Genomic DNA, 13142 nt, shown 5'->3' with positions numbered 1-13142 from the left:
ATGCTCCATGCTTTGTGCGGGTACTCGTAAGCGCCTGTTATACGGGGCTTAGAACCAGATAACCGCAAACAATCCTAAATTGTCTAAAGGCACGCGGTGCTTAGAGAGAGTTAACGTAACCGTTGCGGATGTGTATACACCGTTGCCCGTCCCGGTTTACTGAAACCGACCAGCGTCAGATTGCATTTTTCGGCAACGTCGACTGCGAGCGTGGTGGCGGCGGAGACGGCAAACAGGATTTCGATGCCGCACATCGCGGCTTTCTGCACCATTTCATAGCTGGCGCGGCTTGATACCAGCGCGGCGCCGGATATCCAGTCGCTTTGTCTGGCTCGCATACCGAGCATTTTATCGAGCGCTACATGACGGCCCACATCTTCGCAGCCACCCAGTAATTCACCCTGCGATGTGATCCACGCGGCGGCGTGGGTACAGCCGGTGAGCTGGCCGATTTCCTGCACGGATTTCAGCTGGTGCAGCGCGTTGTCCAGATTCGCCAGATCAAAGGTTTGACTGAACGGCAGCGGCGCGAGCGGGCGGAATAAATCGCCTAACTGTTCGATGCCGCAGACGCCGCACCCGGTACGGCCCGCCATGGCGCGGCGGCGTTCTTTCAGCCCGGCGAAACGGCGGCTCGATAATTCGATGTTAACCTCAATCCCGTTACAGTTTGGTGTCACCTCCATCCCGTAAATATCACTGACCGATTCAATAATCCCTTCTGACAGCGAAAAGCCCAGCGCAAAGGCCTGCAGATCTTTCGGTGAAGCCATCATGACCACATGCGAAATGCCGTTATAAACCAGCGCAACGGGCACTTCCTGAGCAATCCAGTCATCTTCCGGCTCATTGAGATGTGCGCGCTGCATCACCGTTTTTTGGCTGGCTCCGATGATCTGAGTCACTTTTTTGTCATCTTTTTCGCCCAGTTCGTTTACTTGATGGACATCCATTAGCAATAACCTTATAAACATTCCGGCTACATAAGCCGTACAAAAACTATGGGTACTTGGCTTTAATTTTAACGCTTCCGCATCAGCTGCGGAAAGCGCCAATTTGAAAAGCAATGTGTTAACAGATGATGGGAAGGAGTCTTTCATGCAAGTCAGCAGAAGACAATTATTCAAAATATGTGCGGGTGGTATGGCCGGCACCACGGCGGCATTATTAGGATTTACTCCTACCATGGCGCTGGCGGAAACCCGCCAATACAAACTGCTTCGCTCCCGTGAAACCCGCAACAACTGCACTTACTGTTCCGTAGGTTGCGGATTACTGATTTACAGCCAGGGCGATGGCGCGAAAAACGTCACTGAAAATATCTTCCACGTAGAGGGTGACGCCGATCATCCGGTCAGTCGTGGCTCGTTGTGCCCGAAAGGCGCAGGCGTGCTGGATTACATCCACAGCGAAGGCCGTCTCAGATATCCGGAATACCGCGCTCCCGGTGCCGATAAATGGCAGCGCATCACGTGGGACGAGGCGATTTCCCGTATCGCCCGCCTGATGAAAGATGACCGCGACGCCAACTTCGTCGAGAAAAATGAAAACAACGTGACGGTCAACCGCTGGCTGACCACCGGCATGCTGTGTTCTTCTGCGGCCAGTAATGAAACCGGTCTGCTGGATCAGAAATTCACCCGCGCACTGGGTATGGTGGCGATCGACTGTCAGGCCCGTCTGTGTCATGGCCCGACCGTGGCGGCATTAGCGCCAACCTTTGGTCGTGGTGCGATGACGAACAACTGGGTCGACATCAAAAACGCCAATGTGATTTTAATTATGGGCGGAAATGCGGCAGAAGCGCATCCGGTCGGATTCAAATGGGTGATTGAGGCCAAAACCAAAAATAACGCTAAAGTCATCGTCGTCGATCCGCGCTTTAACCGCAGTGCTGCGGTGGCCGATATCTACACGCCGATTCGCGCTGGTTCTGACACGGCCTTCCTGCTCGGCATGATCAACTATCTGATCACCCACAATAAAATTCAGACCGAATACGTCCTGGAATACACCAATGCCAGCCTGCTGGTACGTGAAGATTATGAATTCAACGACGGTCTTTTCAGCGGTTTTAACGCGGCGAAAAAATCCTATAACAAAGAAAGCTGGCACTATCAGCTGGATGAAAAAGGCTTCGCGAAACAGGATAAAACGTTGCAGGACCCGCGCTGTGTCTGGAACTTGCTGAAAGAGCATGTTTCCCGTTACACGCCGGAACTGGTGGAACGTCTGTGCGGTACCTCAAAAGAAGATTTCCTGCTGATCAGTTCCATTCTGGCGGAAACCTGCGCACGCGATAAAACCTCGACTATTTTGTATGCGCTGGGCTGGACGCACCATACCGGCGGCGCACAAACCATCCGCTGTGCGGCGATGATCCAGTTGCTGCTTGGCAACATTGGTATGCCGGGCGGCGGCGTGAATGCCCTGCGTGGTCACTCCAATATTCAGGGCTATACCGACCTCGGTTTGCTGTCGCTGAATCTGCCGGGTTACATGCCTTTGCCGTCGGAAAAACAGACTAATTTCACTGATTATCTGCATCAGATTACGCCCGCACCGCTGGTGGACGGACAGGTCAATTTCTGGAAAAACACACCGAACTTTTTCGTCAGTATGATGAAAAGCTTCTGGGGCGATCACGCCACGGCGGAGAATGACTGGGGCTTCGACTGGCTGCCGAAATGGGACAAAAGCTACGACGTGCTGCAACAGGCCGAGCTGATGACCGAAGGCAAGCTGAACGGATATATCGTGCAGGGCTTCAACCCGCTGGCGGCCTTCCCGGACAAAAACAAATCCTCGCGTGCACTCTCGAAACTCAAATACATGGTGGTGATCGACCCGCTGGTGACTGAGTCCTCAAACTTCTGGCAAAACCACGGTGCAATGAACGACGTGCAGACCGCCGATATTCAGACCGAGGTGTTCCGTCTGCCGTCTTCCTGTTTTGCAGAAGAAAACGGTTCGATTGTGAACTCCGGTCGCTGGCTGCAATGGCACTTCCAGGCCTCTGAGCCACCGGGTGAAGCGCTGCACGACGGCAAAATTATCGCCCGTCTGTTCATGAAACTGCGTGAGCTGTACCAGAAAGAGGGCGGTGCCAATCCGCTGCCGGTAATGAATATGGCGTGGGATTATCAGGATCCGCTCGACCCGCTGCCGGAAGAAATCGCCCGCGAAGCCAACGGCAAAGCGCTGGCTGATATTCATGATGACCAGGGCAATCTGCTGGCGAAAAAAGGCCAGCAACTTTCGACGTTTGCCCATCTGAAAAATGACGGCAGCACCGCCAGTTTCTGCTGGATTTACACGGGAAGCTGGACGGAAGCCGGTAACCAGATGGCGCGCCGCGATAACGCCGATCCTTCCGGTCTGGGCTGTACGTCCGGCTGGGCGTGGTGCTGGCCGCTCAACCGCCGCATTCTGTATAACCGTGCGTCCGCTGATCCGCAGGGCCAGCCGTGGGATCCGAAACGCGAAATCATCCGCTGGGATGGCGCGAAGTGGATTGGTTTTGATGTCCCGGATTACAGCGCCGCCGCGCCGGGGTCCGGTGTCGGGCCATTCATCATGCAACAGGAAGGCGTCGGCCGTTTGTTTGCCACTGACAAAATGGCCGACGGCCCGTTCCCGGAGCATTACGAACCGATCGAATCACCGATTGGCACCAACCCGTTGCATCCGGCTGTGATTTCCAATCCGGTCGCGCGCATTTTTGCCAGCGATTTGCCGAATATGGGCACCGCCAAAGACTTCCCGTATGTGGCGACCACCTATTCAATTACCGAATTGTTCCGCCACTGGACCAAACACGCGTTGCTGAACGCCATTGCGCAGCCAGAACAGTTTATCGAGATCGGCGAAGGTCTGGCCGCCTCGAAGGGCATTGCGCAGGGCGATGAAGTGAAAGTGTCTTCGAAGCGCGGATTCATCGTGGCGAAAGCCGTGGTGACCAAACGCATCCGGCCACTGACCATCGACGGTAAGCACGTTGATACCATTGGCATCCCTTGCCACTGGGGCTTTGAAGGCGCGACGCGTAAAGGTTATTTAGCCAACACGCTGACGCCGTCAGTCGGTGACGCTAACTCGCAAACGCCGGAGTTTAAGGCGTTCCTGGTTAACGTGGAAAAGGTCTAACGGAGGCGAATTATGGCAATGCAATCACAGGACATACTTCGTAAGTCCGCAACCAACGGGTTCACGCCAGCGCCGCGTGCCCGTGACCATCAGCAGGAAGTGGCGAAACTCATCGATGTCACCACCTGCATCGGCTGTAAAGGCTGTCAGGTCGCCTGTTCTGAATGGAACGACCTGCGCGATGACGTCGGGTTTAATACCGGCGTTTACGATAACCCGATGGATCTCAGTGCGAAATCCTGGACGGTGATGCGTTTCTCAGAAGTAGAACAAAACGGCAAGCTGGAATGGCTGATCCGCAAAGATGGCTGCATGCACTGCGCCGATCCGGGCTGCCTGAAAGCCTGTCCGGCGGAAGGCGCGATTTTGCAGTACGCCAACGGCATCGTCGATTTTCAGTCAGAACATTGCATCGGCTGCGGTTACTGCATCGCCGGTTGCCCGTTCAACATTCCGCGCATCAACCAACAGGATAACCGTGCCTACAAATGCACGCTGTGCGTTGACCGTGTGAGCGTCGGCCAGGAACCGGCCTGCGTGAAAACCTGCCCGACGGGTGCGATTCATTTTGGCACTAAAACCGCGATGCAGGATTTGGCCGCAGAACGCGTCAGCGAGCTGAAAGGCCGCGGGTTTGAACATGCCGGTTTATACGATCCGCAGGGCGTTGGCGGCACGCACGTGATGTACGTGCTGCATCACGCCGACAATCCTGAGCTGTATCACGGCCTGCCAAAAGATCCGGCCATCAGCGCGGCGGTTACCTTGTGGAAAGGTGTCTGGAAACCGCTGGCCGCCGTCGGCTTTGCAGTGACCTTCGCCGCGGCGGCATTCCACTTCCTCGGCGTGGGGCCGAATTACGTGAAAGAGGAAGAGCATACGGAAGGGAAAGATAAACATGACGATGAGGAGAAACGCTCATGAAAAAAGAGAAGTTAATCCAGCGCTATAACCTGGTGGAACGTCTCAATCACTGGATCGTGGCGTTTTGTTTTGTGACGCTCGCGCTCAGCGGCATCGGCTTTTTTTTCCCGTCGTTTAACTGGCTGATGAACGTTTACGGCACCCCGCAACTGGCGCGTATCCTGCACCCGTTTTTCGGCGTGGTGATGTTCGTCTCTTTCCTCGGCATGTTCTTCCGCTACTGGAAGCACAACCTGCCGGAAAAAGATGACATTGTGTGGGCGAAGAATATCGGCAAAGTGCTGACCAATCATGAAGTCGGCGACACAGGCCGCTATAACTTCGGCCAGAAATGCGTGTTCTGGGCGGCGATCAGTTGCCTTGTGCTGCTGATGGCGAGCGGCGTCATGATCTGGCGTCCGTGGTTTGCTGGTTACTTCCCGATCCCGCTGATCCGTCTGGCGCTGCTGGTGCATTCACTGGCCGGTATTGGCCTGATTCTGGTGATCATTATGCACGTCTACGCGGCGACCTGGGCGAAAGGGTCGATTTCGGCCATGACCGGCGGCAAAGTGCCCGCGTCATGGGCGAAGTATCACCATCCGCGCTGGTATCGTCAGGTGCGTGCTGAAGAGCTGAAAAAAGAACAAGATAAGAGGAAAGCCGGATGAGCATCCAGATTGTTCAACAGGACGAACTGACAGACGGTAAAACCACGGCGGGGAACATCCCGCCGGTACTGTTCGCCAACCTGAAAACACTGTATCAGCGCCGCGCCGATCGTCTGCGCACGCTGGCTGAAAACAGCCCGCTCGACGGATATCTGAACTTTGCTGCGGCGATTTGCGACGCCCAGCAGCGCGTGCTGAAAGAGTTTCCGCTCAGTATCGACCTGAGTGGCGAATTAGAAAAAGCTGCCGGTAAACCGCCACTCGACTGCCGTTTGTTTCCGCGCACGCCGCACTGGCTGACCTTACTGGATGCGCTGATCCTGGTGCTCAAACATGGCGCATCAGAGCCGGTGTCCGGCGTACTTGAGCGCCTCGAACATTCCCCGAGCCTGCAGCGGGAAATGATGGCGACGCAGTTGCTGAATCAGGATTTCAAACACGTTCCGGCCGATGAAGCCCCGTTTATCTGGGCCGCGTTGTCGCTGTACTGGGCGCAGATGGCGGCGCAGTTGCGGGGTGTCGGGCGGGCGGATTATGGCGAAAATCGTCAGTTCTGCCCGGTATGCGGCAGTATTCCTGTGTCTGCGGTGATCAATGCCGGTGGCCTGCGCTATCTGCACTGCAATCTGTGTGAAAGCCAGTGGCATGTGGTACGGGCGAAATGCAGCAACTGCGACGAGATGGAGCATCTGAATCTGTGGTCGATTGATGATGAGCAGGCAACGGTGAAAGCCGAAGCCTGTGACGATTGCGGCGCTTACCTGAAAGTGATTTATCAGGATAAAGACCCGCAGGCTGACGCTGTGGCGGACGACCTTGCCACGCTGCTGCTCGATGACCGTATGGAAGACAAAGGTTTTTCCGGCAGCGGTATCAACCCGTTCCTGTTTCCCGCCGGGTAACCTGTAAATCTGGCAGCCGTGACTGGTAAACCCCGGCATGGCTGCTAGCTTTAAAAGAGGTTCCGGCGAAAACGAGGAGGGTCTGATGAAATTGATCGGCAGTTATACCAGCCCGTATGTACGCAAAATTTCGGTGATGTTGCTGGAAAAAGGCATCCCGTTTGATTTCATTAATGACACCCCCCACGAACCTGGCTGCAAAATCACGCAGTACAATCCTCTCGGAAAAGTCCCCGCGCTGGTCGCCGATGATGGCGAAATTTTCTATGATTCCCCGATCATTGTGCAGTTCATCGAACTGATGAATGTCGCGCCCACGCTGTTGCCTTGGCAGCCGCTGGAAGCGTTACGTGTGAAGCAAATTGAAGCGCTGGCCGACGGCGTCACTGATGCAGCCGTGGCGCTGGTGCTGGAAGGTCGCCGCGATGCGGATAAACGTAACGAAGCCTGGGTTTTGCGCCAGCGGGAAAAACTGCTGCGCGGGCTGGATGCGCTGGAAAAGCATGCGGCAAACCGCACATTGATCAATTCTGAAAGCCTCAACGTGGCCGATATTGCCGTCGCCTGTTGTCTGGGCTATCTCAACTTCCGGCGTATTGCGCCGGGCTGGTGTGTCGAGCATCCCGAACTGGTAAAACTGGTTGAACGCCTGTTCCAGCGCGAGAGTTTTGCGCGCACCACACCCCCCGGAAGTGGTAACGCCAGCTTTGCAGCGAAAAAGGTGTGAGGCCGCTCGAAGACTTCTCTTTACAATCTGCCGGTGAGATTTTTAAAGCCTAAGCTTTGTGCAGCGCTCTGCTAATCCCTGTTGCATAAAGGAGTTCCATCATGGCCTATGATAAAAATCCTCATGCCGTCAAACCGGAAGAATACGGTTTCCCGCTGAAACTCAAAAAACAATACGACAACTTTATTGGCGGTGAATGGGTCGCGCCGGTAAAAAAAGAGTATTACGACAACCTGACGCCGGTTACCGGCGAAGTGCTGTGTAAAGTGGCCAGTTCCAGCACCGATGACGTCGATCTGGCGCTGGATGCCGCCCATCAAGCCAAAGACGCATGGGGAAAAATGCCGGTGCAGCAGCGTGCAAACTTACTGCTGAAAGTCGCCGATCGCATGGAACAAAACCTTGAACTGCTGGCAAATGCCGAAACCTGGGATAACGGCAAACCGATCCGCGAAACCAGTGGCGCAGACGTGCCGTTAGCCATCGACCATTTCCGTTATTTCGCCTCCTGCGTACGCGCACAGGAAGGCGGGATCAGCGAAATCGACAGCGAAACCGTGGCCTATCATTTCCACGAACCGCTGGGCGTGGTGGCACAAATTATCCCGTGGAATTTCCCGCTGCTGATGGCGTGCTGGAAAATGGCACCGGCGCTGGCGGCAGGTAACTGCATCGTACTCAAACCGGCCAAACTGACGCCGCTGTCGGTGCTGTTGCTGATGGAACTGGTGCAGGACATTCTGCCTGCTGGCGTCATTAACGTGGTCAACGGCGCGGGCGGAGAAATCGGCGAATATCTGGCGACCTCCAAACGTATCGCCAAAGTCGCTTTCACCGGTTCGACGGAAGTCGGCCAGCGGATCGCCGGCTATGCTGCACAAAACCTGATCCCGGCTACGCTGGAACTGGGCGGTAAATCGCCGAATATTTTCTTCGCCGACGTGATGGATAAAGAGGACGAATTCTTCGACAAAGCGCTGGAAGGGTTCGCGCTGTTTGCCTTCAATCAGGGCGAAGTCTGTACCTGTCCGAGCCGTGCGCTGGTGCAGGAGTCCATCTACGAACGCTTTATGGAACGGGCAATCAAACGCGTGGAAGCGATCAAAACCGGTAACCCGCTGGATATGGAAACCCAGATGGGCGCGCAGGTGTCTGCCGGACAGATGAAAACCATTCTGGATTACATCGAAATCGGTAAAAATGAGGGCGCGGAAGTGCTGACCGGCGGTGCGAAGAAGAAACTTGAAGGTTCGCTGAACGAGGGTTATTACCTGCAACCGACCATCTTGCTGGGTAAAAACAACATGCGCGTCTTCCAGGAAGAAATTTTCGGACCGGTGCTGGCGGTAACGACATTCAAAGATATGGATGAGGCGCTGCAAATCGCCAACGATACGGCGTACGGGCTGGGGGCGGGTGTCTGGAGCCGTGACGGCAACGTGGCGTATCATATGGGGCGCAACATTCAGGCTGGCCGTGTCTGGACCAACTGCTATCACGCCTATCCGGCACATGCGGCATTCGGCGGCTACAAACAATCCGGTATCGGGCGCGAAACCCATAAGATGATGCTGGATCACTATCAGCAAACGAAATGTTTACTGGTGAGTTATTCAAGTAAACCGATGGGGCTTTTCTGATTCTGAGTTGCCATTAATACCCCACCCCAGCCCTCCCCTTCGCAGGGGAGGGAGCAGGTCGGCGTTTTTACTCCTCCCCCTGCGAAGGGGGAGGCGGGGAGGGGGTTTTGCAGGCGACTCAGATCGAAATCACACCACGCTGTTCGGCGGCAGCACCACCTGACGGCTGCGCAGGAAAACCACCACCAGCGCCAGCCAGGCGAGACCGCTTATCAGGTTGAACATGTTAAACATCCCCGCACCACCTTCGACGTAAGCCACTTTTGCCAGCTCAATCCCAACCGTGAAAATCATCATGCTGATAACGCCCATGGCGGCGGAGACAGTCCCTTTGCTCATGTCGCTGGAGAACAGCGTCAGGCGGTACAAACCGGCATTCGCCACACCAATTCCGAACGCATACAGGCTCAGACCGGCGGTCATCCACAGATAGGCGTGCGCAGAAAACATCGTAGCCACCGCGGCGATCAGCAAACCGACCACCATCGGGCCTGCGCCCAGTTTAATCAGATATTCGACGGTACGTTTGCCCGTCAGGCGCGCCAGCGTAACGTTACCGATAATCAGTGCGCCGAAAATCGGCACCTGTAACAGGCCATAATCGTAAGTGGCTAAGCCTTCGCCGCTGATTAAAATCACCGGCGACTGTGCAATCCACGTCAGCAGCGGCAGGCTGGCAAAACCAATCGCCAGCGCGCCGCATACGAACTGACGGTTCTTCAGCACGTGCTTGTAATCGCGCAGCAGGCTTGGCATCGAGAACGGTTCGCCAAGCCGGGAAGCTGTTTCCGGCATCGATTTCCACAGTCCCCACAGCGCGATAGCGGCGAGCACGGCGAAAATTACAAACATCGACTGCCACGGGGCAATGTGGATCAGCGCCGCACCGGCCAGCGGCCCGAGCAGCGGGGCAATCAGCGCGACATTCGCCATCATGGCCGTGATTTTAATACACACCGATTCTTCGAAAGATTCCTGTATCGCCGCGTAGCCGACCGCGCCGATAAAGCACAGGCTGATGCCTTGCAGGAAACGCATCACCATAAACTGTTCAATGTTCTGTACGAACAAAATGGCCAGACAGGTGATGATGAAAAAGCTCACGCCCGCCAGCATAACCGGACGACGCCCGCGCCTGTCTGACAGTGGCCCGAGCAGCCATTGCAGGAACATGCCGCCAGCCAGATAAGCGGTCATGGATGTTGGCACCCATTCTTCCCCGGCATTAAAATTAGCCACGACGGCCAGCATGCCCGGTTGGATCATATCGTTACCGATATAAGTCGCGAATTCGAACAGCACCAGGCACAGAGGGAACAAAAGCGCCTGCCGACCCAGAAGGGACGCAGTATTTGGAGAATTATGCATTTTAGTTATTCACAGACGTAAGGCTAATCGGTTGAAAATTAGCAGAAAATAAGAGACTGTCCGGGCGGGTTTCGCAAGCGAGGCAGTAATGCTGGCTATTTTGCCGATTATTTGAGCGCAACGCAATCTTCAGATTCACGTTCAGCACAATCTGAGAACGGCACTTTTGCCTTGTTAGCCCTCCAAAAGCTGGCTACGCTGCCAACAACCATCGGTAAGAAGGAAATTGCAGGGAATGAGCCAAAAAATCAGCTGGATAGATAATCTGCGTGCGCTCGCCTGCATGATGGTGGTGATGATCCACGCCAGCACCTCGCTGGTGGTCAATTTCGCTGCGGTCCATACCGCTGAATGGACAGTGGCAAACCTGCTCAATTCCGCCTCGCGCGTCTGTGTGCCGCTGTTCTTTATGATTTCCGGTGCGCTATTTTTGGGTGAAAAAAGTGCGCAAAAACGGCATTTTTGGCGCGTCACATTATGTTTGCTGTTCTACAGCGCCGTCTCGCTGATGTATATCCTCACGATGACAAAAATAGGATTTTGGCCGTCTTTGCGTCTGATTGTGGAAAAGCCGGTGTTTTACCATCTTTGGTTTTTCTACGCCATTATCGTGATTTACCTGATTTCCCCGCTGATTAACGTTAAAGCCGTATCCGGCAGATACCTGCTGATCGCCGGAACATTGCTTGGCGTCCTGGCGAATCCGCAGCTGCCTGCCGTGACATGGCAGAAAATCCATCTTTTGCCGCTGGATTTATACATCAGTGGCGATACCTTCTATTACGTGCTTTACGCCCTGATGGGCCGCGCCATCAGCCAGCTCAATACTGAAAAAATGGTAATCACGCTTACCGCCAGCACCCTGTTTATCCTCAGCACGCTGGCGATTGCCACGGGTACGTACCGGCAGATGCAGATTAACCAGAATTTCGCCGACACCTTTTACGTCTACAGCGGCCCGCTGGTGTTTATCTCCGCCATCGCGCTGTTCGTGGTGTTCAAAAACGCGCTGACACACCGCATGCTGCCGGGATTTGCCCCGATCTCCCGTCATTCCCTGGCCATCTACGGCTTTCATGCACTGATCATCATTGGCCTGCGCAGCCAGCATCTCGACTTTCCGCAATATCCGCTGCTGAACATCGCCTTTTTGTTTATCTGCGGACTGGGTGGCGGATTATTACTGGCGATGGGGTTGGGGAAAATAGACCGGCGGAATTGGGTGAGCTGAATCCCTTTAACGCCACCGCTCCTGCGCACGGCGCAATTGTCTTGCGGACGAAAATCCGGCGGCGAGGGCGGCTTTTTCGATGCCTGATCCCTGCTGAAGGCGCTGTTGCGCCACGGCGATACGCAGTTGCTCGTGGTAGTCACGCACGCTGATACCCAGATGCTGGCGGAACAAACGGGTGAGGTGGCGTGCGCTGATGTGCGCTCTGGCAGCGACCTCTTCCACCTGCCAGGCGGATTCCGGTTCGGCGGCCATCAGATTCTGTGCGCGGTGAACGGCGGGGTGCAGATGATTACGGTAACGCAGCCACGGAGAGAGTTGCGGATCATCACCGCCACGACGAAAATAGACCACCATTTCGCGGGCGACATCCAGCGCCGCCTGCGGTCCCAGATGCGTGGCGATCAGGTGCAGTGCCAGATCGATACCGGCGCTGATGCCCGCGCTGGTCAGCACGGAACGGTCTTCAACAAATATCCGGTTATCTTTGACCTGTGCGGCGGGGACCTGCTGGCGCAACTGCCCGATCACGTCGTGATGTGTCGTGCACTGATAGCCGTCGAGCAGCCCGGCTTTTCCGGCCAGCAGGCTGCCGGAGCAGATACATACCAGCGTTAAATTCCCCGCTTCAATGGCGCTTTTCTGCTGATGCAGCCAGTCGCAGGTCGTCTGCGCCACCATTGAGCTGAAGTTTTCAGCGGATTCCGCCACGCCCGGCATGATCAGAATGCTGCCCTCTGGCAGGCTTTGCGGCAGTGGCTGTAAATGGCTGACCATCAGGCCGGTAGACATCATGACTTCCGGCTGCGGCCCGATGTAGTGCAGCCGGAATTGCCCGCTCAGGCGCAGCGCTTCCGCCGGGCCGGTGAGATCTAACGACATCACGCCGGGGAGCGTCACAAAGTAGACATTTCGCTGCATAGTGCTTCATCCGTCCGCAGGGGAAAACGCTATCTTCACACAACGCGGTCAAGTTCCGCCAGCGCACCGGTCACGTCGGTGAGGGTGGCAAAGCGGTCGTCGAGCACCAGTTCGGTACGCAATTTGATCTCCTGCGCGCTCAGCGTGAGTCCGCTGGCGTGGGTCATCGGGAACGTCAGTGTCGCTTCGGTGACAAAAGTCACCGAATAGCCGAGGTCGGACGCCACGCGAGCCGTGGTTTCGCAGCACTGCTCGGTACGCATACCGGCGATAATCAGATGCGTGATGCCTTTATCACGCAGCCAGCCGTCGAGGCCGGATTCCGTCAGGGCATTGTGGACGTGTTTATGGACGACATGTTGCGGCTGGTGTGTGAGGAACGTCATCGGCGTGACCAGACCGGAAGCCAGCGAAAAGTCGCCATCAGGATTGACGTGAAACACGTCGATAACCGGCACGTTGCGGGCCTGACAGCCATCAATCAGGCGGGTTAAGGCTGCGCTGAAAGCCGGTAAATCATCCTGCTGCCAGAAGTCTTTATGTTCGAAGGAACGTTGAACGTCGATGTTTAACAGGGCGCTTTGGGTCATTTCCGGACTCCATCTGGTGAGTGTTAAGCCAGTGTGTGCCTGA

At 55.5% G+C, this 13142-nt stretch carries 10 protein-coding genes and 1 pseudogene; 7 read left to right on the top strand and 4 right to left on the bottom strand.

The genetic code is table 11. The annotated features are described in order from the left end of the window. Window positions 1–110 precede the first annotated feature (110 nt). The gene (fdhD, locus tag EX31_RS05780) at window positions 111–953 is read right to left on the bottom strand and encodes a formate dehydrogenase accessory sulfurtransferase FdhD (protein ID WP_037033853.1); all 843 of its coding nucleotides are present in this window, start codon (window positions 951–953) and stop codon (window positions 111–113) included. Window positions 954–1098: 145 nt separating this feature from the next. Between fdhD and fdnG the strand changes: the two genes are divergently transcribed. From fdnG to EX31_RS05750, 6 genes are all read left to right on the top strand, one after another. Next, entirely contained in the window at window positions 1099–4146 is a 3048-nt protein-coding gene (gene fdnG / locus EX31_RS05775; protein WP_072012262.1) for a formate dehydrogenase-N subunit alpha, read from the top strand. Window positions 4147–4158: 12 nt separating this feature from the next. After that, a complete protein-coding gene (gene fdxH / locus EX31_RS05770; protein ID WP_037033852.1) occupies window positions 4159–5070 on the top strand; it encodes a formate dehydrogenase subunit beta in 912 nt (303 codons plus the stop codon). Continuing rightward, entirely contained in the window at window positions 5067–5720 is a 654-nt protein-coding gene (gene fdoI / locus EX31_RS05765; protein ID WP_013573397.1) for a formate dehydrogenase cytochrome b556 subunit, read from the top strand. Before fdxH ends, fdoI begins: the two co-directional genes overlap by 4 nt. Next, window positions 5717–6622, top strand: coding sequence for a formate dehydrogenase accessory protein FdhE (gene fdhE, locus EX31_RS05760; RefSeq protein ID WP_037033851.1), 906 nt, complete (start codon window positions 5717–5719; stop codon window positions 6620–6622). Before fdoI ends, fdhE begins: the two co-directional genes overlap by 4 nt. A gap of 85 nt (window positions 6623–6707) precedes the next feature. Beyond that, window positions 6708–7349 (top strand): glutathione S-transferase, encoded by a 642-nt coding sequence (locus tag EX31_RS05755; protein WP_037033850.1) that lies wholly within the window; start codon window positions 6708–6710, stop codon window positions 7347–7349. 101 nt (window positions 7350–7450) lie between these two features. After that, entirely contained in the window at window positions 7451–8989 is a 1539-nt protein-coding gene (locus EX31_RS05750; protein ID WP_013573400.1) for an acetaldehyde dehydrogenase ExaC, read from the top strand. Window positions 8990–9118: 129 nt separating this feature from the next. On the opposite strand, the gene EX31_RS05745 is transcribed toward EX31_RS05750, so the two are convergent. Then, complete coding sequence (locus EX31_RS05745) at window positions 9119–10357, bottom strand: MFS transporter (RefSeq protein ID WP_037033849.1); 1239 nt, start codon at window positions 10355–10357, stop codon at window positions 9119–9121. Between the two features lie 235 nt (window positions 10358–10592). Between EX31_RS05745 and EX31_RS05740 the strand changes: the two genes are divergently transcribed. Next, complete coding sequence (locus tag EX31_RS05740; protein WP_037033847.1) at window positions 10593–11588, top strand: acyltransferase; 996 nt, start codon at window positions 10593–10595, stop codon at window positions 11586–11588. Between the two features lie 6 nt (window positions 11589–11594). Here the strand turns inward: EX31_RS05740 and EX31_RS05735 are convergent, their stop codons facing one another. Continuing rightward, the gene (locus tag EX31_RS05735; RefSeq protein WP_013573404.1) at window positions 11595–12509 is read right to left on the bottom strand and encodes a GlxA family transcriptional regulator; all 915 of its coding nucleotides are present in this window, start codon (window positions 12507–12509) and stop codon (window positions 11595–11597) included. 47 nt (window positions 12510–12556) lie between these two features. Continuing rightward, a pseudogene (locus EX31_RS05730) lies at window positions 12557–13099 on the bottom strand (isochorismatase family protein); the annotation flags it as partial. Window positions 13100–13142 lie beyond the last annotated feature (43 nt).

It is taken from the genome of Rahnella sp. WP5 (assembly GCF_000745615.1).
In the GTDB taxonomy this organism is placed as follows: domain Bacteria; phylum Pseudomonadota; class Gammaproteobacteria; order Enterobacterales; family Enterobacteriaceae; genus Rahnella; species Rahnella aceris.
This window is presented reverse-complemented; position numbering and strand designations above follow the sequence as displayed.

What these genes read in the sequence shown, in the direction of transcription:
- EX31_RS05750 (WP_013573400.1), top strand. Translation starts at nt 7,451, where the DNA reads ATGGCCTATGATAAAAATCCTCATGCCGTCAAACCGGAAGAATACGGT.
- fdhD (WP_037033853.1), bottom strand. Translation starts at nt 953, where the DNA reads ATGGATGTCCATCAAGTAAACGAACTGGGCGAAAAAGATGACAAAAAA.
- EX31_RS05755 (WP_037033850.1), top strand. Translation starts at nt 6,708, where the DNA reads ATGAAATTGATCGGCAGTTATACCAGCCCGTATGTACGCAAAATTTCG.
- fdxH (WP_037033852.1), top strand. Translation starts at nt 4,159, where the DNA reads ATGGCAATGCAATCACAGGACATACTTCGTAAGTCCGCAACCAACGGG.
- fdhE (WP_037033851.1), top strand. Translation starts at nt 5,717, where the DNA reads ATGAGCATCCAGATTGTTCAACAGGACGAACTGACAGACGGTAAAACC.
- fdnG (WP_072012262.1), top strand. Translation starts at nt 1,099, where the DNA reads ATGCAAGTCAGCAGAAGACAATTATTCAAAATATGTGCGGGTGGTATG.
- EX31_RS05745 (WP_037033849.1), bottom strand. Translation starts at nt 10,357, where the DNA reads ATGCATAATTCTCCAAATACTGCGTCCCTTCTGGGTCGGCAGGCGCTT.
- EX31_RS05740 (WP_037033847.1), top strand. Translation starts at nt 10,593, where the DNA reads ATGAGCCAAAAAATCAGCTGGATAGATAATCTGCGTGCGCTCGCCTGC.
- fdoI (WP_013573397.1), top strand. Translation starts at nt 5,067, where the DNA reads ATGAAAAAAGAGAAGTTAATCCAGCGCTATAACCTGGTGGAACGTCTC.
- EX31_RS05735 (WP_013573404.1), bottom strand. Translation starts at nt 12,509, where the DNA reads ATGCAGCGAAATGTCTACTTTGTGACGCTCCCCGGCGTGATGTCGTTA.